We start from the raw sequence: 25,766 nt of genomic DNA, 5'->3' as shown, positions 1-25,766 counted from the left end.
GTGGAACATATGAATTCTTATATTTACAGAAAAACAGCCCCCAGGGGCTGTCTTTCTGTAATATAAAGTCTTTGCCAATATAGCCTGTATCAACCCTTGAGATGAATAGTCAAGATGCTAGATTGTCTAGCTGCAGCTGGTCCAGTCTTCTCCTCAATCTTCTCCACCATATCCTGACCTGCAGGAATGATGATTGGAGTAATCAAAGGGTAACCTGCTGCGCGGATAGCTTCCATATCAAATTCTAGCAGAAGCTCGCCTGCCTGCACCTTGTCGCCAATATTCTTATGTGTGGTAAAACCACTGCCTTTAAGCGACACGGTATTAATTCCAACGTGGATGAGTACTTGTACACCACTGGCATGCTCCAATATAAGCGCATGTTTGCTCTTGATCACATGTGCTACTGTAGCATCAAAGGGTGCATATACTTTACCCTCAGAAGGTTCGATTGCAACGCCTTCGCCCATCTGCTTCTCGGCAAAGGCAGGATCAGGCACCTGTTCTAGGGATACTGCAGTTCCACTGAGCGGAGAAATAAGCTCCAGAATATTCACGGATTCCTGTGACTCTTGAACTGTAGGGCGGCTATTCAAATTGTCTGTCTCGCTCACAGTACTAGTAGCCTTTGTAGCTGAGTTCTTTTCGGAACGCCCCACCACAGAACGGCCGTAGAGTACAGTGGCGAAAAATGGCACAATGAGAACAATAAGCATACCAATGAAGAACACGCCCCACTGGTTCGGGAATATCGAAAGGAAGCCGGGAATCCCGCCTACGCCAATGGAAGAAGCACGAACCTGATTAACGGTAAGAAGCACACCGGCAATCCCTGAGCCGATCATCCCGAAGATGAAAGGATAACGATAGCGGATATTCACTCCGAAGATCGCCGGCTCCGTCACGCCAAGGAATGCAGAGACGGAAGATGTAGCCGCCAAGCCTTTTGCCTTCTGTTCTCTGACTACGAACATCATTGCCAGTGCTGCGGCACCTTGTGCAATATTGGATAATGCTAACATCGGCCAGAGGAAAGTACCGCCCTCGCTGCCGATGAGCTGCACATCAACCGCCAAGAAGGTATGATGCATACCAGTGATGACCAGAAGCGCATAGAATCCGCCGTAAATCAAGCCACCAAGAAGCGCAAAATGATCAAATACAAAGATCAGTCCGGAGGTGATGGCATTGGCAATGCCAAACGTAACCGGTCCGATAATGGTGAAGGCTAGAAAACCAGTAATCAGTAAAGTCACTGGCGCAACAACCAGTAGTTTAATGGAATCATGCACCCGGCGGTTGAGGAACTTCTCCAGCCTTGCCAGAATATAGGCCGAAACCAGCACTGGCAATACTTGTCCCTGATAACCGATCTTCTCCAAATGCCAGCCGAACAAATTCCAGGTTGGAACAGTACCCTCAGTGGAAGCACTTGCATAGTTATAGGCACTTAATAGATCTGGGTGCACGAGAATGAGACCCAAAACGATCCCGAGCAGAGGACTGCCGCCGAAACGTGTAACAGCTGCCCAACCGATAAGTGCTGGTAAAAAGGTAAAAGCTGTGCTGGCAATCGTATTAATAATCGCAGCAATGTCTTTCCATGCGGGATAGACATCCACCAGCGACTGATTATCAAAGAAGATACCAGGCCCGGTCAAAATATTATTGATCCCAAGCAGCAAACCTGCGGTTACGATAGCTGGAAGAATAGGAATAAATATATCAGCCAGCGTCTTGATCGCACGCTGCAGCGGATTCTGTTTTCGGGCAGCAGCGGATTTCACTTCATCTTTGGAAGAACGAGAACCGCCAGTGATCTGAATCATTTCATCGTATACTTTATCTACAGTTCCCGGTCCGATAACGATCTGAAACTGCCCTTGGCTAGAAAATTGTCCCTTTACTAGTTCGTTGCGGTCCAAGGCTTCCGAATCCACCTTGCTCTCATCATACAGCGAGAATCTCAGCCGGGTTACACAATGTGTCGCAACCTCTATATTCTCCTTGCCCCCAACTGCCCGTACAATATCCTCAACATTTTTGCGGTCTATAGCCATATTTTCACTCCTTACATAATTGATTTGTGCTCCTTCTCAAGTACACCTCGTTAGCGGATTAACCACATGTAGGAAGCATAAGGACTAAGCTGAAGCTCTTGTGTTAATGCAGGTGTTTCTGTTGTATTTCCAATCAGAAGCTCGTCTTTACCACTTGATGATAACTCTGCCCAGTGACTATCTTCAAAGCGGAAGGTAATCTCTTTACTGCTGAAGTTCGAGACCACTACAAGCGCCTCTCCATCACCTGTTCTGGCGTAAGCGAACACTTCAGGATGACCATCATCGAGTCTCTTGAATACACCTTCAATGAATATCCCATAATCCTTGCGTAGCGCAATCAGCTTGCGGTAATGATGGAAGATGGAATCGGGATTGGCTAGCTCCTTCTGCACATTGATGTCCGAATACCGCTCATCAACTTTCAGCCATGGAGTACCTGTGGTGAATCCGGCATTTCGGCTGTCATCCCACTGCATCGGCGTACGGGAATTGTCCCGTGAACGTTCCTGAAGAATACTCAGGGCAGTCTTAGGGCTTTTCCCCTGTTCACACAAAATACGGTACATATTCAGTGACTCAATGTCACGGAACTCATCGATGCTCTTCCATACCGGATTTGGCATCCCGATTTCTTCCCCCTGATACACATAAGGTGTTCCCTGAAGGCCATGCAGAGTTGTTGCAAGCAGCTTGGCACTCTCTACACGGTAGACCTTATCATCAGTGAATCTGGAGAGGGCACGCGGTTGATCGTGATTGTTAAAAAATAAGGCGTTCCAGCCCTGACCTTTCTGCATTCCGGTCTGCCACTCTGTGAACAAGCTTTTCATCGCCTCAAAATCATAGGGCATTAGCTCCCACTTCTGTCCATTCGGATAATCGACTTTTAAATGATGAAAATTGAAAGTCATGGAAAATTCCCGCTCTTTAGGACTCGAGTATCGGATGCAATGCTCCAATGTAGTTGAGGACATCTCTCCGACTGTCACCATCTCATATGGACCAAATACCTCTTCGTACATCGCTTTGATGTATTCATGAACCCGTGGACCGTCAGTATAGAACTTGCGTCCATCCCCCGGTGGAACACTCCCGTCATCGTTAGGGAAACGTTGATCCTTGGAGATTAAATTAATTACATCCATGCGGAAGCCGTCGACACCCTTTTTAGCCCAGAATAGCATCATATCATTCACTGCTCTACGTACCTTCTCGTTCTCCCAATTCAGATCGGCCTGGGTTTTATCGAAGAGAGTAAGATAATATTGTCCCGAAGCTTCATCAAACTGCCAGGCAGGACCTCCGAACTTCGACTGCCAATTGTTGGGTAAGCCACCGTCCGGAGCCGGGTCCTTCCAGATATAGTAATCACGGTAGGGATTATTCCTGCTTGAAATGGACTGTTTGAACCACTCATGTTCTGTTGAAGTATGGTTAACCACGATATCAATCATTAGCTTCATTTCACGTCTGTGCAGTTCCTGTACTAACTCGTCGAAATCCTCCATCGTACCAAAATCCGGGTTGATATTTTCATAATCCGCAACATCGTAACCGTTATCATGTTGTGGCGAGACATAGACCGGCTGTAACCAGACAATATCAATTCCAAGCTTCTGAAAATAATCTAATTTTTCAATAAGTCCTTTAACATCTCCTGTTCCGTTGCCTGTAGTGTCCTTAAAGCTCTTCGGGTACACCTGATACACCGTGGACCGGCGCCACCACTCCGAATACTGGGACTGACTCAAGTTGAACACCTCCAAAAGAATTACTTTATGTCAAATATTAAACCTGTATATACAAGTTCAAACACTTCACACAGTTTAAACCTGTATATACAGGTTGTCAATACTTTTGCTATCTGACTCGGAAAAAGAGTAAAAACTGGCGGTTCTTCTTTAATTAACCCATTTGATAATCAATTATTCTTATTCCTATTTCCTATCTTAATAATTGTTCTATAATCACAACAAAAAAAGCCGCTAAGAAAGCGGCTTTTTATATACAAAGATGTCTTGTGCAGAATTCATAACGATGACGAAAATCCGCTAAGTTTAACTAAAAAATGATACCGATGATCAGAGCGGATAAAACGCTTACAAGTGTGGCGCCAAATAACAGTTTCAATCCAAATCGAGCCACAATATTCCCTTGTTTTTCATTTAAGCCTTTCACTGCACCCACAATGGTACCAATGGACCCAAAGTTAGCAAATGAGATTAGAAAAACCGAGACAATGGCTGTAGTACGCCCACTTAAACCATCTTGGATTTTAACAAAGTCAAGCATAGCAACGAATTCATTCGCAACAAGCTTTGTCGCCATGATACTGCCTGCATCAACAGCTTCATGCCATGGGACACCGATAAGAAAGGCAATGGGTGCAAAGACATACCCTAAAATTCCTTGAAACGAGATACCGAATACTCCGCTGAAGATCCCGTTAATTAATGCAATGATCCCAACGAAACCAACCAACATTACACCAACTACTATGGCTACTTTAAAGCCATCCATAATATATTCGCCCAGCATTTCAAAAAACGTTTGTTTTTCTTCTACCTGAACTTCAACAATATCTTCTTCAGGTGTAACTTCATACGGATTAATGATGGATGAAATGATAAATCCGCCAAATAGGTTTAATATCAATGCAGCTACTACATACCGAGGTTCTAGCATCGTCATATATGAACCAACAATTGACATGGATACCGTCGACATTGCAGACGCACATAATGTATACAAGCGATGTTTTGGTAATAATCCAAGCTGGTTTTTCACCGAAATAAACACTTCATTTTGTCCTACAATTGCGGCTGCAACTGCATTATAAGACTCCAATTTGCCCATGCCATTTATTTTACTTAGTACCAAACCAATATACTTGATAATGAACGGGAGAATTTTGTAATGCTGCAATATCCCAATTAATGCCGACATAAAAACAATTGGCATCAAAACATAAAGGAAAAATGTATGGGCCCCTTCATTTGCAATCCCACCAAAAACAAAGTCAGTCCCTTCATTGGCGTATCCAAGTAATTTTGCAAAACTATCGGCAAACCCTTTAATTAAGAATTCACCTATACTTGTTTTTAGTATAATTAATCCCAAACCGATCTGAATAGCAATCATTACAATGATTGGTCGATATTTAATCTTTTTCTTATTGTTACTTCCTAGCCATGCCAGTAATAGAACAATGACCAAACCAGCAATAGAAATTAGATAATGCATTTTTAGCCCTCCAAATTATCGGTTAATTTTCTTGGAATCCTCATATCGAAATGCATCTTTCCACATTAACCCTTGTTCCAAAATAATCGCCAACAGACTTCCGCATATTAATCCATTATTTAAAATGGCTATCACGATCGGAGATAAGTGGGCCGTAGCTGATGAAGGGATAAACATTAAACCCACACCCACTAAAAGGGAAATTCCACTTACGATAAATGTTCGTTCTTCATGAATGACCTTCTTCAATTCCTTTAGCGCTAGTCCGACCATCTTCACAAAAATGACGAAGGTAACGGAATAGCCTATGGGAGCTGGAATCGCTGATATAACATTCATCATTGGCGGAAATAAGGATATTGAGATCACAAAGCAACATCCAATTAAAAATGATCTGCGCTCCTTCATCCCTGTTTGTTCAACATATCCCGCCGCTCCCGAGATAGGGACAGAACCGACCGCTCCTAAACCGCCACTAATAAGATGCGTAATTCCAGAAGTAAACCCGGCGCGCAAATAACGACGGTGATCCACTTGCTTTTGTTTCATAACGGTCTCCATTAAACGGATCGATGCAACTGCATTGGTTATTAATAACAGCGTTAATAAAAATGCAGTAGTGATTGTCCCGGCATCGAATTGAGGTCTGCCAAATGGGAATATTTTCGGTAGCTTAAATAGAGTATCCGCATGAGAAAACACTGGTATATTACCGCAGATAATAAATAATAGGCAGCCTATTAATATACTGAAAATTATTGAAAACTGGCTGAGTACTACAAAGCGACTTTTCCCTAACCAAAAAGTAATGCAAACCACAATCACACTAAGGATGAATACTTTAACATCTAACGTGGTGTGGGCTATGGTAATCCCCATCATCCCTTTCATAAAAGATCCACTTAATTGAAAGATCAATAAAAGTAAATAAATAAAAGTGATGGTGGGAGTAAATAGACGAGCGATTTTATCCATTAGCTTAAATGCTGAAATTAGGATAAATAACACACCGCTAATGATCATTGCCCCACTTAAAGCTTGTAAAGCACCATTGTTAGAAGAATAAAGTCCCCCCACTAAACTTGCGTAAATCGTAAAAATGCTCCACCATAACCCTGCCGGACCTTCATGGATAGGGAATTTATGACCCATCAGGCCTTGTAAAAATCCAGCTATCCCTAAAGTAATCATTGTGCTCTGGATAAGCCCGGAAGTTTCTATGGGTGTTAAGTTATATAAATCTGCGATAGCAATGGGTGCAGCAATTGCACCAGCGATCATAAAAATCATCCACTGCAATCCTGACAGTATTACCTTCATTTCTTTCTCACTCTCTTTTCTAACAACACTGCTCTTATCCATAAATCAGCCATCAATGACTGTGTTAAGGGCTATTTCGACCATTTCATAAAAGGATTGTTCACTTTCTTTATGAGTCAGGTGTTCCTGTCTTAGCAATTGACTGCCGACTGTTAAAATCGATAACGCTTTTACACCATATTTAGCGGCTAAAGTGTATAGGGCTGTACTTTCCATTTCTACTGCTAATACACCAAAATCCATAAACTTGTGAAGTCGATCTAAATTTTCACGATAGAATTCATCAGAATTATAAATGTTACCAACAAAAACATTTACATTTTTAGCTTGTGCTTGTTGATACGCTTTCATTAACAATGAGAAATCTGCTGTAGGTGCAAAATTACAACCATGAAAGATCTTCTCCGTCATATTACTGTCTGAAGACACCGCTTGGGCTATTATAATATCGCGGATATTAATTTCACTTTGCATCGCACCACATGTACCAATGCGAATCAATTTCTTAACTTCATAATCGACGATCAATTCTGTAGCATAGATACTCATCGATGGATTTCCCATCCCTGTCCCCTGAACTGACACCGGTACACCCTTGTATAATCCAGTGTATCCATACATCCCTCTTACTTCGTTATAACAATTAGCCCCCTCTAAAAAGTGTTCTGCTACAAATTTTGCACGTAAAGGATCTCCTGGGAGCAAAACGCGCTCTGCTATTTCTCCCTTATTTGCACCTAAATGCCTACTCATAGTTCTTCCTCCAACTTTTAATAGTAAACTGAGGTTTACCGAAATCGCTTTCCACTTGCCCTCAAGTAAAATCAGTTTCGAAACTAGATTGAGCATAAGGTTTTTTAACATTACAAACTAGACCAAAAACTTACGTAGGTAACGGAAAATAATTGGTCAAATTATAAAAGCAATTCTTTACGGATATTGTCCAAATCTCTTTTAGAAGGGATCGTAGAAATAATAACAACAGGCACGGTCTTTAGTGCAACCGGGATATTACTAATGACAAGATCAATATTATTTTGCTGCATGATCTCGTCGGTTAGCCCTTTCATAATGGAGGTATTAAGGATCAACTGATCCCCTATTTCCTTCTTTATCAAATCTGCTATGTAATGACGAATTGAAAATTCCTCCCCGATCACTAAGAAAGCCCTCTTACTCTTATAACGTAAACTCGAGCGGACAATTAAGGTTAGTTTTGTTAAATGAAAATTATTGAAGAGAACGGAAGGGTAAGTTTTATTCCACGTTTGCATACAGGTTTGCATTTCTTGATAAATCTGCTGGCACTCCTGCTCTACATATGTTGTTAAATGACTTTTTGAAATCATCATCCATTCCGGAATGGCATTTTCGATTAATAACTTGTCAAAGAACCCGTAAATCTCCAAGATAAATCGTTCATGCATATCCAAGTTCGGGTATACCTTTGCCAACAACATTAGAAGCAGATTCCCCATTTGATATTCTTCTTTATCCTTGTGTAATTCGACTTCTTTAATCGGAGTGATCTCTGATCCTTCATAATAATGATATTGGCAGAGACTAACCATGGATTGCATAAAGAATATTTCACTCTTTGGAAATTCGATGGACAGCTTTTCTTCAAGACGCTCTGCTATGGCTCTCACTGGTATATAAAACATCCCTTTTTCCCAGGGGTATGCATTTTCGTCGATGGTTACACAATATCCTTTCCCAGCTCTTTCTATTACAATTGCCAACAAAAAGGACAATTTCCTTTTGGAATTGATAAAATATACAATGTTATTCTCATTCTCTATATTTGTGATCAACTGATTTATATAAGCAAAATCGATATTTACAAAGGGCCATCCTGTAAACTCATACGCATCACAATATAAATTCCAATAAAAATATCGAATATTCATTTCATTCCCTTTGATCACAGGTGTAGAGTAACTAATGCGTAACTTATACGCTTTTAGATCATTATTATTTAATTCTACAATCAGCTTCTTCAAAGACGAGGTACTCATAAACATGGCTTCAGAAAGCTCCTCCACAGACATTCGACCAGCATTCGTAAACAATAAATGCATCAGCCGATAAAAAATGGTTTGTCTGAACATAGAAGAAATCACTTCACTTATCGTACTTTGCCCATCACGTAGAAGAACGATTCCCTTACCTCTAGAAACTTCAATGGTTACAGTAGAGGGTAGTTGCTTACTGATTTCCTCCACCATCTTCCGTATTGTCTTATCTGAGATCCCTAAACTTTTTTCCACTTCGGCTAAGGTAAACCATCTTTGTTCTGTATCAAGCAGCGTTAATAGTTGGCTAGCTAAATTAAATCCCTTATCCATTGTTATCCACCCTATTTCAATTTCATTTTAATTTTTATAGTATAAACAAATTCACATCTATAACCATATTATTTTTCAATAAAAAAAACTCGGGTTTCATTTACCCGAGTTTCACATCACTTTATATTTGTGTTTTTTCTTCAATAGGGCTAATTGCTTTCAGCTGCATCGTTATGACGGCTGCTATAACGGCTTTGATGATGTCTCCCGGAAGAAAGGCTAACGCTCCGACAAGTCCAGCCCAGATCGACGTATTGGTTATTAATGCCATGACTGGTGCACCAATCACACTCACTAGTAATACACCAAAGATTATGTTGATCGCTATCAGCTTCCAAGTTCGGACCTTCGGCCAGATTTTTTCAGAATACCAGCCGATAAGGCCGGCCGCGATAGGGAAGCTAAATATGTATCCTGCAGAAGGACCAATGAGCACTGCGATTCCGCCGCGGCCACCAGTCAGTACAGGCAGTCCAATGGCTACCAGAATGATGAAAATGACTAGACTGAGGGCGCCCATCCGTTTCCCCAGAAAACATCCAGCTAACATGACGCCAAGCGTCTGGGCAGTGATCGGAACGGGGATGAAGCCGAGGGGGATGGGTGGAATCATGCCCAGCACCGCGATAAGTGCTGCGAATAATGCAGCATAAATAAGTTCTTTTGTCTTCAAAAAATTGACCTCCATTGGATATAAATAATTGTATTCTGGTTAGTAAATACGTCCAGTAAGCTGAATTATAATGGAGATATTCATGATTGTAAACCAAAAATTAATCTATAGTTCACAATAGAATGAAATACCAAGCTTGAGTTTTTCCAATTGTTATATAGAATTAGAGTATTCAGTCGCAATCGTTGGATGTTATTATATTCAATGGGTTTTGGTCGGAGAGTTATACTTTTGGAGGTTTAAGTTCATGACAGTAAAAGAACATATTCTTGCCTTGCTCGACAGTAATAAGGGTGAATACTTTTCCGGCGAGGAAATAGCCGTTCAGTTATCCGTGACGCGCAGCGCTGTCTGGAAAGCCATAAAATCGTTACAGACAGACGGATATTCCATACAAGCTGTAACTAATAAAGGATATTCCATGTCACCTCAAACAGATATCCTATCTGCAAGTGCAATTTCAAAATATCTGGATACCCAGGGGCAAAAGTTACGTTTAGAAGTTTTTAAGACACTATCTTCAACGAATGAAGCCGTAAAAAGCCTTGCCTCAAATGGAGAAGCTGAGGGTAAGGTGATCCTTTCCGAAGAACAGACCGCTGGACGCGGGAGAATGGGCCGAAAATTCTTTTCTCCACCGGGAACGGGTATCTATATGAGTATCCTGCTGCGTCCCAAGCTGTCAGCAACAGATTCCGCTCTGCTGACCACTTGCGCCGCTGTTGCAGTCGCCCTTTCCATCGAGAGCGTATCCGGTAAAGAAACGCAGATTAAATGGGTGAATGATGTCTTCATGGAAGGTAAAAAGGTGTGCGGGATTCTTACTGAAGCATCCGTGTCACTGGAAAACAGCTGGCTTGATTATGCCGTTCTTGGTATTGGTATCAATGTAGCGCTGCCGTTCGACGGCTTTCCTAACGACCTTACCGAGATTGCAACAACTGTAATTTCTGAAAACAATTCTTATGGTGATCTCCGCAACCGACTGGTAGCAGAAGTACTGAACAATTTCATGGGATATTATGAGCAATTAACGGACAGATTGTTTCTTTCCGAATATAGAAAACGGTTAATTTCACTTGGCAAACCCGTAACAGTGATAAAGAATAATGAACAGCTTAAGGCAACAGCCATTGATATCGATAACGATTGCCATCTGAAAGTCAGATATGAAAATGGTGACGAGGAATATCTTTCAAATGGAGAAGTCAGTGTTAAAATTTAGCTATTGTTCTTTTTAAGATAGGCTAGCTTATGACGTTTTTCGCAAAAGAAGCCACCTTGTAGGCGGCTTCTTTTGCGTATATGTTATTCGTGGTGATCGTCAAATTTAAACATGGAGAAATCATTTTTCAGTGGTTTATTATTGCAAATTATTTTTTATCCAGCTAAGCAGCGACTCTTCCTTCGGAGCCCAAGCAAGTAGATTTCTTGCATGGGTGGCACGCACACGGCTGTTCGAGGCGATAGCAAAACGCGCCCAGTCTCCAAGTTCTGCTATCGCTTCGTCTGCGGGCCAGCTTATGGTCTTGCCCCCAAAGCCTAACGCCTCGCTGACAGATTTGGCGATGTCCCCATAAGATTCCTCCCCATTTTCGGCAAAGAAATACGATGCAGACGGTGCTTTTTCAAGTGCCAATACATACAGTTGTACCAAATCTTTGATGTGGACATTAGACCAGCGATTTACGCCTTTACCTACGTGAACGCCTGCCTGCAGCTCTCTCGACTTGCGAATAATTTGCGGCAATTGATCGCTTTCCACAGGCAACGCTAGTGCATCACCATAAATCATAGATGGGACTATCACGATGCTTCTCACCCAATCCTCAATTCCAGCCTTGCGTACGAGGTTGTTTATCGCTACGCGGTTTTCCCTAATATCCATAGGTACAAATGGTGTTTCCTCGTCAAAAATTTGTTCGCTCGCCGTTTCGCCACGGGCATCATCTCCAACCACACTTGAACCCGATGTATGCAAAAATGGCTTTCCACTTCCACGTAAAGCAGCTATAAAAGTTTCAACTGCCAGCAAATGATCTGAATCGGCTGTGTGAATTACTGCGTCGCTGAGCTTAGCATATTTCGTTAGCGTATCCGTATTTTCCAACGTGCCGAGTATAGACTCTATACCAATGTCCCTTAATGCTTCCACCTTATCGGGATTGCGAACCAGACCGAAGACAGTATGCCCGGCATCAAGTAAACCTTTAGCCACCGACCCGCCGATATAGCCTGAAGCTCCTGTGATAAACACTTTCATAATAATATTTCCTCCTCATCTATGCTGTTGATGCTTGTCCATTCGACAAAGTGTGGTGCCAGTCTCAACTATTTATTAATTTTGCTGCTTCTTTATTGTAAGCTCTAGAACATAAATAAAACAAATTATGAAATAGCCACTTATTGATAAATAATTTTATATATAATACTAGCTAATCCATCTTCTTTTCCCTTAGGACAGATATGATCTCATGAATCAGAGGCAAATGCTTATTCTTTAACTGATAAGCGATATATAACTCGTTTTTTACTTTTAAATGCTTAAAAACAACATTTGATTTGCCTTCTTTTAACGAGTTTCGCAAGAGGTATGTAGGTATGACACTCAAGCCCACCCCTTGCTCAACTGCCTTCAGGATCATGTGTAAATTAGGAATGATATGAATAGGTCTAATTTCAGGACGTTTCTTAAAATGTTGTCTCCAAATTCTTCTAATTATCGGCAATTCCAAGCCATAGCTGATCCATTTCTGTTCAGAGAGCCATTGTTCTTCAAGCTTCAGATTATCAAATTCAAGGATTTCATAATTGCTTGGAGCTACTATAACAAACTCTTCATCCATTAATTTCAAATACTCGATACCGGGAGTTTGGAACCTTTTTGACATAATGAGAATGTCTAGCTTGTCTTCCTTCAGGAGCTCTAGCAATTGCTCGGCGGTTCCAAAGTGCGAAATGGTACAAGTATTAAAATCAGTAAGTTGTGGCAGTATTTTTTCACTAAAAAACTCATGCGCCGCTCCCAGCTTGATCACACTCAGCGTAGGCAAAGAAGCCGATTTAAAGCTCATTGTCGTATTCTCTAATGATTCTATAAGTGGAGCGAGCTGGGAGTATAACTCCTTTCCCCGCTCTGTTGGGGTGATTTTTCTAGTCGACCGAATAAATAAAGTTTCTCCCACCTCCGCCTCCAAGGCGGCTAAGTGCTGACTCATGGCTGGCTGCGTCATCATGCGGGTTTTTGCGGCTTCAGAAATCGATTGATACTTATATATTGTGCAAAAGCTTCTATACCATTCAAAATCAACCATACTCTAGGCTCCACCTTTATACTGTGAAATTTATATTAGAAGATGAACTTAATATATCAACTTAAGACTCTGTATTCTACTGCGCTAAAGCATCTAAATCCGGCTGCATCTTGTTGCGCAGAACATACAGCATGATGGCACCAACAAGGAACGCAACGGCATCCGAAATGACGAGCGACCAGACCACACCATGGAAACCATTCATTCGATTGGCTATATACAACACAGGAATCAGAGTAACTCCTTGAATAATTGACATTATAAATGCAGCAGTTCCTTGCGCTGTAGCTTGGAAGATCCCGGTAAACAACGAAGTCATTCCTGTAATGAACAAGGATAAGAATGTCACATGCAGAATGTAGCTGCCCATTTCAATTAATTGCGGGTCATTCGTAAATAAGCCAATTAAGTGGTCGGAAATCAGATAGACGATAACGCCGAACACGACAGCTAAAGCTATTATCGCTTTGATCGTGAATCCAATAGTATGCTTCATGCGTAATTTATTTGCTGTAAAAGAGAAGGCAATGAGCGGCACGACACCTTCGCATAATCCCATCAGAATACACTCAGGTAATTGTAATAAACGTGAGGAAATTCCGAACCCCGCTATGGCTTGATCTCCATATTCGACAAGAAAATGGTTCAATACGAGTGACATTGCACCCAAGAAGATACTCATAATAAAGACGGGAATTCCGATTTTGAATACATTGCTCAGTATTTCCTTGGTAGCTTTGAACCATTTTAAAGAGACAGTTAAGAATTGGCTTTTATAACCCAAATGGTAGGCGTAGAATGCGCTCGCAACCAAGTTAGAGATGACCGTAGCAGTAGCAACGCCAATCACGTCCCAATGGAAGACGAAGATAACTAGCGCATCGAGAATAATATTCACGACAACACTTAGAATCATCCCAATCATCGATGTGATTGCTGAACCTTCCGAGCGCACGATATTCTCCAATGTGAAGCATAATACAACGAATGGTGAGCCGATAAGCATAATCGTTACATAGTCCTTTGTAAATCCGAAGGAGTCGGGCGTCGCTCCCAGGCCATGAACAATTGGATCAATCAACGGGAGGCCAACAGCCATCACGATAAGACCGATAACTAAACTGCTGTAAAAAGCGAATGAAGATACATGCTTTACATCATCATATTTTTTCTCCCCTAGCAAGCGGGAGATGAATGTACCACTGCCCATGCCAATCAAATTTCCTAGCGCCATAATGATCGCGAATAACGGCAAGGTTAGTGCAAGTGCGGTTAACATAGCCGTATTGCCCAGTGTGCCAAGGAAAAAGGCATTCAAGATGGAATATATGACACTCATTGACATGCCTAACATCATCGGTATACCGAAGTGAGCTACGGCTTTTGAGATGGGTGCTTTTTCAAAGTAATGAAGGTTTTCTGCATCCATGTGGGTCACCACTTTCTTCATCTATTTGGCATTCAAATTACTTAGAATTCTAACTATTTATTGAATATGAACCATGACGCAGCAACAAACAACCCCGTACCGTAACATCGACTTTACGGGGTTGGTGTGCGAAATTAACTGTTCTTCAGTTTCCAAGAAAGTACGTCATTGCGCCGCCTTTGCCGTTCATCTTTCTTTTGTGAAAGGCACGCCACTGCTACTGTTTGACGAAAAGACTTTGCTTACTTATCGTCCGGATCATGTGACTGGTCTGGTGACGAATTCCTTCCATCTCTGGAAGGCCAGCCGAATCCGCGCATGTCACGATGCCCTTCCCCGCTAAAGCGTTCGTCCCTAGAATTCCCCCACATTTTTTGCATTTGTCCACGCATGGCCATTAGTTTTTCGAATTCCTCTGTTCCCATACGCTCCTTTGCAGCCTCCATCCACATAGCCATTACATCACGTTCTCCGTCCGTTCCAAGCTCTTCTTCTAAAGCCATAATTACGCGGGTTAAGTAATCCCCGAAAGCAACCTGCTCTTCTGAAGATAGGCTAGAAAATATGTTGACGCTGTCTATCTCTTGCCCCTCTTCCTCTTGTCCTTTTTGGGTTAAGTAAATCAACATGATGCGTTTGTCTGTTTCTGATGGCTTACGGGTGATATATTCGGCTTTCTCCAGTTTTGCAAGCAATTCATTGAGGGATGATACACGGATGTCCAGCATATAGGATAAATCTTTGGTGCTGATACCATCTTTCATCCGGAGAAATGCCAGTATCCTGCCTTGCCCGCGGGATGTGTCGGCCATAGGGCCAACAGCAGCGTGTGTTTTTAAGTGTTGGCGTTGCAGCAGCCATTGCAGTTTCGCGAGTTTTTCGTATAATTCAGTATTCATGTCCATATTGGATCCTCCATAAAGTTTGTATGGTACCTGTTAATCTTCGTGACGGTACCTGTTGTTTTTTATTATAACGGTACCTGTTAGATATGTCAAAATGTTTTTTACAGGTACCGTTAGTATGCTGTTGATTGTTACCAGAACCTTTAATGACTCGTAGTATGTAGCGGACAAAATTACTTACATCCTTATTACATTTTTTATCATATACTTACTGTAAGTTCGCTTGCACGATATTATAATTGGTGTTTATAACAGTAACACTTATTCGGGTTTGTTTTAAAAATATCTGGAGGTGTCTTGATTGAAATTATTACAGCTCAGTTTAGCTGTTACTTTAGCGAGCACCCTATTATTTGCTCCTTCATATCAATCTTTTGCAGCGTCTACTACAATAAACTCCCCTGTTCTATTGCAAATCAATGAGTACAATATTCTCTACACTTATCCAAAGCAACCTTATATTGATAGCAAACAAAGATTAATTGTCCCCCAATTGCTAATCAGAACGGAATTTTACCAACCACTTTTAATTTGACGCTTAGTGAACTAAGTGAAAATAAGCTTCAACAGGGAAATATCAATTTAAGCGCAAAAAATATTAGTGGAATTTCTATGCCTAAAGGTAAAGAAGATCTACATGTTATTGTTATATTTAATAATACCTTTCAAATGGAAGCTGATCTTAACCCAACAACAGAACAACTACGTCCTCGTCCAGCCCTCACAAAAGATCAAGTATTTCAGCAGAAAACGGAGTTTACAGCAGGTAATTATGGCGACTATTTAAAATATATACTAGTAGTGGGCAGGATTCTAAAATAAGTAAATACAATTCACGAAACGCAAAAAGAGCCTAAAAGTGATTTTAGAGGCTCGTTTTTGTCTTATTTTACAAGGAGGGTTATTAATATATGAAACACCCCATTCTAAGTAAAAAATCGCTCATTCTAATAATTTTTTTGATATTCCTTATAGGAATATACTTTTTGTTCTTCGGATTACCATGGAAGTCCATAGCCCATAAAAAACAATTCGAAGTCTATTTAGAAGATAAGTATCAAATTGACTTCAAGTTAAAAAAGATGGACTATGATTTTATGCACCGAACATACCTTACTTATGCATATCCCGTGAGTGACCCAACTTTAGTTTTTTTTGTAGGTCAAGATATTGAAAACAAAGAAATTCATGATCTTTATCTATATGAACTAGAAAAACGTATGTTCAAATAGGTTACCAGAATAATCGTTGAGCTGTGATCAGTTTTCTTTTTTTATATCTTCAAGCAATCCTTCAAACCATTGAACATTTACTATATGGTGGGAAAGTGAATTTTCTAACATTTTTTTAAAATAAGCAGTGATATTTTCATCGTTCTCAAGAGATAGCTGTATTAAAGAAATCTTCTGTTTAGTTTGTTCGATTTGTATTTCTATTAATTTAGTTAGCTCTTCTTTTTTATATTCAACTGAAAATAACATTGCTACATAAAAAGATAGGTTTATATAGTCTGTCTTAGACCCATATTTGAACATCAACTTTTCAAACTCTTTTTCCCCTAATTCCGTGATGTTATAATTATGTGTCTCTCTGGTGCTGTCTCTTTGGTCAACTTTTACAATATACTTTTTCTCTACTAATTGCCCAAGATTATAATAAAAGGACCCTTTGGTGAAATTCACTATATATTTATAGTGTTTTTCTTCCATTAAGGATAACAATTCATAACCGTGAGCCCCTGGATTTTGTTTTAATAATCCTAAAATTAGTAATATTATCAACTCAACGCCTCCGTCAAAATGCTACTAGGTTTAATCATTGTTGATTTGTATGAACTTGGCTTGAAATTCGTCAAATGATATTTTTCCCAAAGCAAAATCCATACTCAATATATACATTTTTTCCGCTTTAGTGTGAGTTCTTGCATTATGGAGACTTAACAACTCCTGTTCATTAATTAGCGGCTCAAGTACATGTTGCTTATTAATAAAAGCTTCAAAATATCGTAACCCAAATTTTCTTTGAGATATTGCATCGATATGAATACCATCCGGATTAGAAGTTAAACCTGAAGCTGTAACAAAGTAACAATCATCTTGTTCAAAAGCAAATTTTTGTAACTCTTGATTCATCAACTCGTATTCAGTGCAATGTTTCCCAAATCCTTCTTTGCCTAAAAAATCCCCTAGACCACCAATTATAAATGGAATATTTGGAGCATCTAACTCTTTTCTAAGCGCCGTAACCATTAAAAGTAATTTCTGATAATAGACTTTGTAGCTGCCATTACTACTATCACTTTCTCCTTGATGCCATAAAATCCCCGATAATTCACTATTTTGCATAGCAAATTTAGTTTCTTGTAATGCATGTTTAAAAAGTGCCCCATCTACGGCCCATTCATCAATGGTGCTCCCACCCTCAGCACAAGGAATTAAGCCAATGATGTCTTCTTCATTTTCACGACACCATGCATCCGCAAATGATCCTGCCAGACTTATTCCTGAAACAGGACGGTCATAATTAATAGGTTCAGCCATCATTTGCCATCTACCATTACGTAGCATTTGTATTCTCTCGTTATAAATTGGGGGTACTTCATGTATATATCCTCGTCCAGCCATATTTGACTGTCCAATCATTAGAAATGATTTGATCATTATTCTCATCCTCTCTTCAATAGTCTAATTAGACTGTTTATATTATTAGTCTAATTAGACTAATTGTCAACCAATACGCTTTTATTCTCACCCTCTTTATGAAATCAAAAAAAGCTGATCTTCAAAAAGATCAACCTTTGTATGAAGTATTAACATCTCTGAAGTGAGGTAATACCATCTAATTCTGATACGATTTCATATACTCGCGTCCGTCTTCCTTACTTTGAATAGGGTTCCAAACCTGAGCAAAGAACGGTTCACGCTTCGCACGTTCTTTGTAATTCCAGCTTTCGAGTTCACACTGCGGGCAGAAATGTCCACCTTCTAGCATAAGCTTGGGGCTAGCCGTAAAGGTATGGTCGAACGCACATTTGAAATCAAGTTTGCCTGCCCAATTCCCCGTTTCCATATCTGTTGAAAGACATTCACCACCACGAAATTTCGCAGCACCCTTGATATCTTCAAGATTTAATTGCGATGTTGGCTTATTTTCATCATACCCGTGGTCAAGTTTGATGACTTTATCCCAATCCGCAAATTTCTTCATTTCAGACACCTTTGTAGGAATCGCCTCCCAGTTGTTCTTGCTGCCCCAATAAGCGTCTATTTTCTCAATGTCATTTTCCTCGATAAAACGTATCGTTCCTCGCTCTTTTACTGCTTGCTTTTTCATCGTCCGCTTAATCATCGCACCCATCAATTTTTGACCTCCGGGCAATTTAGTGATGACTTTCGCAACAGGCACAAGTGCGCCTAGATTATCGAGGTAGCTTTGATAGAAATAATCTATTGAATCTCGGCGAAAGTGAAAATAGTCCTCCAGCTTATCAGAGTCCAGATAATATTGTCCGTGAAAATTCCGTGTTGCATACCATTTAGGATCTATCACATAATCAAGATTTGTTAAACCTAACTTACCATAAAGCACCTGATACATCTCAAGCGTGCTGACTCGACAGCTCTCGCCCCCGCCAATGTTGTAAATATGTTGCCAAAATCCTTCATTTAGTTCTCCGTCTATATCCGAGATGCAGAGGTTTCGCATTAAACGTCCTGAATCCCGATCTGATACGTATTCAAGCACATTTTCTAGACAGTTATGGAACATAATAGGGTCTTCTATCTTGCTCATCGCTGGCCCCATAATACCTGTTTGGCGGAGGCTCACCCAATAGCATAGACCTGATTCAATTACCATACGCTCGGCGGCAATTTTCGAAACGGCATAGTAGTCATAAACACTTGGTTTGAGAGGGTCGCCCACACGTCCCCAATGGATCGGCGGCATACGGTCACCCGTTTCCGCAATTGTACCGATATTTACGAAACGCGTTACATGGGCACGACCACTTTTCTTGATGGAATCGACGATGTTCTTCGCTGAACCATAATTAATCTGCATCGTTCGTTCGGGAAACTCATCTGCAGCAGGAGATACAAAGGCTGCTATATGGAGCACAATGTCAGCATCTTTCACACATTCATAGACAAGGTCGCAGTCTAGTAAATCGCCATAGACTACTTTAACGCCACTTAGTCTCTCATATTCTTTCAGCTTTTGGCGGCTGGTTGAATTGTCTAAATCAAAGAGTAACAGCTCGCATTTCGCTAAATCGTTTCTAAGAAATTTCAATGTTTCGCCACCCATATTGCCCGCTGCACCTGTTATCATGACTCGTTTCTTCTTTACCATATTCTTCACCTGCATTATAAGATTATTGACAAGTCATTCGTCTCCCTTCAGAATACAGACACAGTGTCTATTTCACAACCACCAGTTGATTATCAAACTGATGTAATATAGACAGTCGAAGATATTCTGTCGATTAGTTTAAAAAAAATTTCTTATTGGGGGTGAATCAACAATGAATCAACGTGAACGGTTAACCAAATTGCTGCTGAAGCAAAGCTTGATTCGTCTGCTCAAAGAAAAAAACATAAGCCAAATCAGCGTAAAAGAATTATGCGCTTCAGCAGGCATCAATCGCTCTACCTTTTATTTGCATTATGCAAATGCATACGATCTGCTTGAACATGTTGAGCAGGAGATTATTGATAACACAAATGCATATCTAGAAAAAATCGAAGCTAATGACAATGGCATCACTTATATATTGACCTTCTTAGACTACATCAAAAAGAATGATGATTTATTTGCCATCATGCTACTCAAATCAAATGAAAACGAGTTGTTTTCAAAACGCTTGCTTAAGGAAGTACTGATGAATATTGACACTTTCCTTCAGCTTGACGTTCCCGAAAATATGAAGCGTTTTACTTACGCTTATTTGGTTAATGGAAGCTTAGCAATTATACAGGAATGGATATTAGAAAATTTCATTATATCAAGCGATGAATTGGCTCAACTTATTTTCTCTTTGGCGGATCATTCCTTATTAACGTTTAAGTCATCGGAAACTTGAAGTAATAGTCACCAGATCCAACTAGTAGTTTAAGGCCTACTGACATTTGTTCCACACTGGATAGACCTATGACTTGTTCTATTGGTGTCCCAGACTCCAAAATACTGTCCTGATTCATCGTTGGAATAATAATCTCAGCTGTTGTATTGGATGGAATCAGTACTTGCATTTCTACTGAATCTTCGTTCTGTTTTTTCCAAGTTACCTTGATCATTCCATGGACAGATTCAAGCGAAGCATCAACCCACGTCAAATGTTCCCCGATCTGCGGCTGGATCCGTATTTTTTTGTAGCCTGGTTCTAATAGTTCGATGCCACCGGCAGTGCGATAGAGCCAATCTCCAATAGCACCGTAAGCATAATGGTTATAGGAGTTCATATCATCGCTCCAGAACGAACCGTCCTGTTTTATCCCATCCCAATGTTCCCAAATAGTTGTAGCCCCTTGGATTACAGAATATAACCAGGAAGGATACTCTTTCTGCAGTACCAATTGGTAGGCTACATCCGTATAACCGAATCTAGAGAGAACTAGACACAGATAGGGAGTTCCCACAAAGCCGGTCGTTAGGTGCACTCCATTTTCTTCGATGTGGTCAGCTAGCATCTTGACCGTCCGATGACGATCCTTTTCCTCTAATAAGTCAAACATTAGGGCAAGTGTATACGCAGTTTGTGTCGGTGAGGCCACCCGACCATTTGGAGTTACGAACTCTTGACGGAATGCCAGAACAATCTTCTCATGCAATGCTTCATATTTTAAGGCATCTTCGGGTTTTCCAATGACAGCCGCTGTCTTAGCTAGCAATTCCGTTGAATAAGCATAGAACGCGGTAGCGATCAACTCTTTTGGTGTTGCTCCGACGTAGCTGTTTTCTTTGGCATCCAGACCTAACCAATCTCCGAAGTGAAAACCTGTATTCCATAGATATTCGTCTTCACCTTGCGCCCGAATATACTCGACCCATGCTTTCATACTTGGATATTGCGTTTTCAGCACACGAATGTCCCCATAACATTGATAAAGCGTCCAAGGACAAATCACCGCGGCGTCTCCCCAAGCAGCAGAGCCGTATCCTGCCGCTGGCACATCGGGAATAACATGTGGAACTCTTCCGTCCTCTTCTTGATCCGCGGCCAAATCCTTTAACCACTTTTCAAAGAACGGAACGACATTCATGTTGTAGGCAGACGTTCGAATAAAAACTTGAGCATCCCCCGTCCATCCCAATCTTTCGTCTCGTTGAGGGCAATCTGTTGGGATATCTAGAAAATTCCCCTTTTGTCCCCATAAAATGTTGTGCTGAAGCTGATTCAAGAGTTCATCTGAACAGTTGAAGTTTCCCGTTTGCTCCAAGTCCGTATGGATGACGCAGCCGATGAATTGTTCCAATAATTGATCTAGCGGTATGCCAGTCACTCTTACATAACGGAATCCTTGGAAGGATAAATACGGCTCAAAAGTTTCTGCCTCCCCGCCATGGCATATATAAGTAACAGTCTGCTTTGCAGAGCGTAAATTTCGGATGTAGAAATTTCCCTCGCGGTCCAACACCTCAGCATGTTCTAAAGTAATTATCGTTCCAGCTTCAGCATGAACCGTAAATCTTACCCATCCAACCATATTTTGTCCCATATCCAGCACGTGTTCGCCTTTGGGTGTAGTAATGACTGCGATAGGCTTGATGGTTTCTATAACCCTGGTCGGTTCGTTTTCCTGAGCAACCAATGAAGTCTCTGGACGGTCCTTGAGAATAGTCTTTTGCCACTTTACATCCTCAAAACCGGGAGAAGACCAACCTTCTACCTCGAGCCTCGCATCATACGTTTCGCCATGATACAATTCTGACATCAAGAGTGGACCTGTAGAAGTACGCCAGTTGTCATCCGATACAATGATTTGTTCAGAACCATCAGATAATGTGACGTGTAGCTGGATAAGCACAGCACGATCCTCACCAAAGATGTCTTTCTTTCCTTCCCAAGCTAAATATCCTTTATACCACCCGTTTCCCACCATGCAACCAAGAGCGTTATTGCCAGCAGCAATCAAAGAAGTCACGTCATAGGTCTGATATTGAAGCCGTTTATTATAACTGGTCCAGCCAGGGTTAAATAACGTGTTATCTGCTGGTTTACCGTTTATATATAAGCGGTACATCCCAAGAGACGTTGCATACACACGCGCTGATACAACATTATCAGGGATTGAAAATTCCGTACGAATATAGTCGCAAGGATCAGCCCCATTCTCTTGATGACTCGGAGATGCTGCTATCCATTTTGCCTGCCACTCATCTACCGATAACAATGCCGTTTCCCAGAACACAGGTTCACTCCATTCTGAAACTATCCCATGATCGTCCCAAGCTCGAACCCTAAAGTAATACCGAGTGCGGGATTGTAAGGCGGGACCTTCGTATTCAATATGCACATTGCTATCCGACTCTACCTTTTCAGAATCCCATATGATTTTTGAAAAGAATTTGTGATCATTCGCGACTTGAACTTGATAGGCTGATTGGATAAATCCCCGTATTTCTGTTCTGATCCACCAACTAAGCCGCGGATGTAAATCATCAATCCCCAACGGATTCTTTCTATAGTTCACTTTAAGATTTGTAACTTCAAAATTGGACATTTGTATCAACCTCCTATATTCATCCAGTAACCTGCCGGAACACTTTGAACTGTATTCATAGATCTTTGATCCGGCAGCTATTTCTATTGTATGAGTTGAGAGAATTTAGAATTGGGGGTATTTCAGACATTTTTATAGGTGGATCTAGACATTCATTCATTAGTTTCGTACGATATGTCTAGCCTTAGCAATTTGAAAGGGGCCACGATTATGAGTATTAGACGCAGCACTTTTGTCATGTCTGGAGATAGCTTTTTCGAGCCTGGTGTGCCAATTTATGTGAACAGGGCTTACGAAACGTTCGAATTGAATGCGCATTCCCATGAGTTTATCGAAATTACTTATATCAGTGAAGGAGCAGGCGTTCACTACATTGACGATGAGGCTGTTCCTGTCGAGCACGGTACGTTATTTTTTATCCCCATTGGGCGCAGTCATGTATTTCGACCTAAGACGCCGATGAAAGACCGCCCGCTCATCGTTTATAACTGTTTATTTCCAGTAGAGTATTTATCAGAACTTCAGGCTACCTTTCCTCACGCTACAGATATTTGTGAATTTTTCACAGACATGCAATTGCTATGGTTCTCTATGAAAGATGTCAATGGCGCATACCATATAATGTTTCGTGAACTGTTTCGTGAATTCTCGGCAAAACCGCCAGGATATCTAGCTGTCCTCGATGCTCTTGTCGTACAAATATTAACAGGCTTGTTTAGACACCGGTTGCAGATTGTTGCGCCATCAGGGGATAAGCCGCAATGGATGGCAGTGGATGATGCGATTGCATTTATAAATTACAACTATGCCAATGGGCTTAAACTTAGCGATCTTGCCAGTAAAGCGAACCTTAGCGAACGGCAATTCAGTCGCCTTTTTCAGCATCAGACTGGAATGAGCTTTACAGATTATACGCAAAGTATTCGAATGGATGCTGCATGTCGTATGCTTTCAGGAGGTCATAGAGGTGTAAGCGAAATTGCCGCTGCAGTTGGATATGCTGACCTCAAATTTTTTCACCAAATATTTAAAAAAAAGATAGGAATGAGTCCCCGACAATATAGTAATTCTATTCGAAGTGAGCACTAGCTTCTAACATTCAAGATAACAAAAGCTGCCTAGCAATTGCTAGGCAGCTTATCCTACTTATCACCAGCAAGTGTAAGCCACTTGCGATTGTGATGCTCCTGAACTTCAACGGGGGTATCAAAGAAATCGCTCAACACATCCGACTGCAAGCAGTTTTCTGTCTCATCCCCTTTGTAGATTTCTCCGTTCTTCACCAGCAAAGTATGTGTAAAGCATGGTGTTATCTCCTCGATATGATGCGTTACATACAGCAAAGTTGGTCCGTTGGGTTGCTTCGTAATCTTCTCAATCATTTGCAACAGCTGTTCTCGGGCAAAAATATCGAGTCCTGTGCAAGGCTCATCAAGGATCAATAGATCTGGATTGGCCATAAGTGCGCGTGCAATGAGGACTTTCTGACGCTGACCTTGCGACAAGGTATCGTATGTACGAGCGGCTAAGGAAGAGCAGTCTAGAAATTCCATCAGCTCCTCGGCTTGCTTTTGATCCTCTTCATTCGTCTTGTCGTATAAACCGATAGTTGCGAATTTCCCGCTGAGGACGATGGTCAGCGCAGTCTGGTGGCCGTATAGCTTCTGTTGCAGCGAGGTGCTGACCCAACCGATTCGCTTCCGTAACTCTCTAAGATCCACATCGCCAAAGCGGTGGTCTAGCACTTCGACTTGCCCAGTCGTCGGCCATATATAGCCGTTTACTACGTTCAGCATCGTCGTCTTGCCTGAACCGTTTAGTCCGACGATACACCAGTGTTGCCCTTGTTTCACTTCCCAATTCATATCGCGTAAGATCATTGTTGTATCACGTTGCCATGATACATTTTTGAGTGATATAATCATGCCCAAATTCCTCCTCTACATGAATGTCTATATTGAACTTAAAGCTCAGAAAGTGTTCCATTTAAAATTTTGAGCGTCGATTGTACTGCTTGATCTGAATCCCCATTTTTAATAGATTCATACACTTGTTCATGGTAATCGGATTGAGGATCATGGGAACTATAATTACGGTTTAATTTACTCATTGCATCTGACAAAATATGAGTAAACGTTCTATATAAGTCAATGATTACAGCGTTTTTACTTGCCATCGCTACAGCCATGTGGAATTCTATATCCGATTTGGCATACAGTTCACGATCATTCTGCTTTAGAGCCATATCTCTTGTATCCAAATGTTTTCGCATGTTGAATAAGTCAGTGTCATCATGCCGTAGAGCTGCTAATCTTGCGATTTCTAATTCAATCATTTTTCGAGCTTCAAAGACCTCAATCAATTCTGCACGAAGTAAACGATGGGTAAGTGGTTCTTGAATAATAGGACTGGATTTTAAGTAAGTTCCAAAACCCTGCTTTTTCTCCAATAGACCAGCATGAACTAACACACGGACTGCTTCTCTTATCGTTGATCGCCCTACATTAAATAATTGCATTAATTCAGGTTCTGGAGGTAATTTGTCTCCTGGCAGGATTGTTCCTGTTGAAATTTTTTGTTGTATTTGATTAACAACATCGTCCACTAACTTAGTGGCTTGAACGGGTTGGAACGACCCCTTTTCAAACATCTGATCATCTCCTCTTTTTGCAGAATAACATGATATTCTTTACTTAACAAGTAAGATATTGAAGTTTATAACGGTCATTATGGGAATGAAAAAGCAG

22 protein-coding genes are annotated in these 25,766 nt (G+C 41.0%); 5 read left to right on the top strand and 17 right to left on the bottom strand.

The genetic code is table 11. The features are described 5' to 3' along the window. Positions 1-89: 89 nt before the first annotated feature. The 7 genes from treP to PAENI_RS13905 form a co-directional block, all read right to left on the bottom strand. Entirely contained in the window at positions 90-2,060 is a 1,971-nt protein-coding gene (gene treP, locus PAENI_RS13935; protein ID WP_149645688.1) for a PTS system trehalose-specific EIIBC component, read from the bottom strand. A gap of 50 nt (positions 2,061-2,110) precedes the next feature. After that, positions 2,111-3,814: an alpha,alpha-phosphotrehalase gene (gene treC / locus PAENI_RS13930; RefSeq protein ID WP_149645687.1), complete on the bottom strand. Its 1,704-nt coding sequence runs from the start codon at positions 3,812-3,814 to the stop codon at positions 2,111-2,113. Positions 3,815-4,124: 310 nt separating this feature from the next. Then, positions 4,125-5,306, bottom strand: coding sequence for a NupC/NupG family nucleoside CNT transporter (locus PAENI_RS13925; protein ID WP_149645686.1), 1,182 nt, complete (start codon positions 5,304-5,306; stop codon positions 4,125-4,127). Positions 5,307-5,321: 15 nt separating this feature from the next. Then, positions 5,322-6,668 carry a purine/pyrimidine permease gene (locus tag PAENI_RS13920; protein WP_262495603.1) on the bottom strand — a complete coding sequence of 449 codons (1,347 nt, stop codon included), beginning with the start codon at positions 6,666-6,668 and terminating at the stop codon, positions 5,322-5,324. Between the two features lie 3 nt (positions 6,669-6,671). Next, on the bottom strand, positions 6,672-7,379 hold the full coding sequence (gene deoD / locus PAENI_RS13915; protein WP_149645685.1) for a purine-nucleoside phosphorylase: 708 nt from the start codon (positions 7,377-7,379) through the stop codon (positions 6,672-6,674). A 161-nt stretch (positions 7,380-7,540) separates the two neighbouring features. Continuing rightward, the gene (locus PAENI_RS13910; protein WP_149645684.1) at positions 7,541-8,974 is read right to left on the bottom strand and encodes an AcpB/EbpR/MafR family transcriptional regulator; all 1,434 of its coding nucleotides are present in this window, start codon (positions 8,972-8,974) and stop codon (positions 7,541-7,543) included. A gap of 121 nt (positions 8,975-9,095) precedes the next feature. After that, positions 9,096-9,647, bottom strand: coding sequence for a biotin transporter BioY (locus tag PAENI_RS13905; RefSeq protein WP_149645683.1), 552 nt, complete (start codon positions 9,645-9,647; stop codon positions 9,096-9,098). 247 nt (positions 9,648-9,894) lie between these two features. Between PAENI_RS13905 and PAENI_RS13900 the strand changes: the two genes are divergently transcribed. Next, complete coding sequence (locus tag PAENI_RS13900; protein WP_076299795.1) at positions 9,895-10,872, top strand: biotin--[acetyl-CoA-carboxylase] ligase; 978 nt, start codon at positions 9,895-9,897, stop codon at positions 10,870-10,872. 138 nt (positions 10,873-11,010) lie between these two features. Here PAENI_RS13900 and PAENI_RS13895 read toward each other — a convergent pair whose 3' ends face one another. The 4 genes from PAENI_RS13895 to PAENI_RS13880 form a co-directional block, all read right to left on the bottom strand. Further along, entirely contained in the window at positions 11,011-11,910 is a 900-nt protein-coding gene (locus PAENI_RS13895; protein WP_149645682.1) for an NAD-dependent epimerase/dehydratase family protein, read from the bottom strand. 172 nt (positions 11,911-12,082) lie between these two features. Continuing rightward, positions 12,083-12,961, bottom strand: a complete 879-nt coding sequence (locus tag PAENI_RS13890) for a LysR family transcriptional regulator (RefSeq protein WP_149645681.1) — start codon at positions 12,959-12,961, stop codon at positions 12,083-12,085. A gap of 76 nt (positions 12,962-13,037) precedes the next feature. Then, the gene (locus PAENI_RS13885) at positions 13,038-14,390 is read right to left on the bottom strand and encodes an MATE family efflux transporter (protein ID WP_149645680.1); all 1,353 of its coding nucleotides are present in this window, start codon (positions 14,388-14,390) and stop codon (positions 13,038-13,040) included. Between the two features lie 242 nt (positions 14,391-14,632). Continuing rightward, complete coding sequence (locus tag PAENI_RS13880) at positions 14,633-15,295, bottom strand: MarR family winged helix-turn-helix transcriptional regulator (protein ID WP_149645679.1); 663 nt, start codon at positions 15,293-15,295, stop codon at positions 14,633-14,635. A 531-nt stretch (positions 15,296-15,826) separates the two neighbouring features. Between PAENI_RS13880 and PAENI_RS13875 the strand changes: the two genes are divergently transcribed. Continuing rightward, entirely contained in the window at positions 15,827-16,117 is a 291-nt protein-coding gene (locus tag PAENI_RS13875) for a hypothetical protein (protein WP_223178947.1), read from the top strand. Positions 16,118-16,206: 89 nt separating this feature from the next. Then, entirely contained in the window at positions 16,207-16,527 is a 321-nt protein-coding gene (locus PAENI_RS33185) for a YfjL-like protein (RefSeq protein WP_076299791.1), read from the top strand. 27 nt (positions 16,528-16,554) lie between these two features. On the opposite strand, the gene PAENI_RS13870 is transcribed toward PAENI_RS33185, so the two are convergent. From PAENI_RS13870 to PAENI_RS13860, 3 genes are all read right to left on the bottom strand, one after another. After that, positions 16,555-17,076: a PadR family transcriptional regulator gene (locus PAENI_RS13870; protein ID WP_149645677.1), complete on the bottom strand. Its 522-nt coding sequence runs from the start codon at positions 17,074-17,076 to the stop codon at positions 16,555-16,557. A gap of 30 nt (positions 17,077-17,106) precedes the next feature. Beyond that, positions 17,107-17,955, bottom strand: coding sequence for a sialate O-acetylesterase (locus tag PAENI_RS13865; RefSeq protein ID WP_149645676.1), 849 nt, complete (start codon positions 17,953-17,955; stop codon positions 17,107-17,109). Between the two features lie 178 nt (positions 17,956-18,133). Further along, complete coding sequence (locus tag PAENI_RS13860) at positions 18,134-19,648, bottom strand: NAD-dependent epimerase/dehydratase family protein (protein ID WP_149645675.1); 1,515 nt, start codon at positions 19,646-19,648, stop codon at positions 18,134-18,136. Positions 19,649-19,820: 172 nt separating this feature from the next. Here PAENI_RS13860 and PAENI_RS13855 point away from each other — a divergent pair, with 172 nt between their 5' ends. Beyond that, positions 19,821-20,378 (top strand): TetR/AcrR family transcriptional regulator, encoded by a 558-nt coding sequence (locus PAENI_RS13855; RefSeq protein ID WP_149645674.1) that lies wholly within the window; start codon positions 19,821-19,823, stop codon positions 20,376-20,378. On the opposite strand, the gene PAENI_RS13850 is transcribed toward PAENI_RS13855, so the two are convergent. Next, positions 20,359-23,019, bottom strand: a complete 2,661-nt coding sequence (locus PAENI_RS13850; protein WP_149645673.1) for an alpha-L-rhamnosidase — start codon at positions 23,017-23,019, stop codon at positions 20,359-20,361. The genes PAENI_RS13855 and PAENI_RS13850 overlap by 20 nt on opposite strands. 210 nt (positions 23,020-23,229) lie before the next feature. Between PAENI_RS13850 and PAENI_RS13845 the strand changes: the two genes are divergently transcribed. Further along, positions 23,230-24,108 carry an AraC family transcriptional regulator gene (locus PAENI_RS13845; protein WP_149645672.1) on the top strand — a complete coding sequence of 293 codons (879 nt, stop codon included), beginning with the start codon at positions 23,230-23,232 and terminating at the stop codon, positions 24,106-24,108. A gap of 53 nt (positions 24,109-24,161) precedes the next feature. Here PAENI_RS13845 and PAENI_RS13840 read toward each other — a convergent pair whose 3' ends face one another. Next, on the bottom strand, positions 24,162-24,944 hold the full coding sequence (locus tag PAENI_RS13840; protein WP_149645671.1) for an ABC transporter ATP-binding protein: 783 nt from the start codon (positions 24,942-24,944) through the stop codon (positions 24,162-24,164). 38 nt (positions 24,945-24,982) lie between these two features. Further along, entirely contained in the window at positions 24,983-25,669 is a 687-nt protein-coding gene (locus PAENI_RS13835; protein ID WP_149645670.1) for a FadR/GntR family transcriptional regulator, read from the bottom strand. Positions 25,670-25,766 lie beyond the last annotated feature (97 nt).

The sequence above is a fragment of the Paenibacillus sp. B2(2019) genome (assembly GCF_008370385.1).
Lineage (GTDB): Bacteria > Bacillota > Bacilli > Paenibacillales > Paenibacillaceae > Paenibacillus_AQ.
The sequence above is the reverse complement of the archived record's forward strand: the minus strand, read 5'-3'. Positions and strand labels throughout refer to the sequence as shown.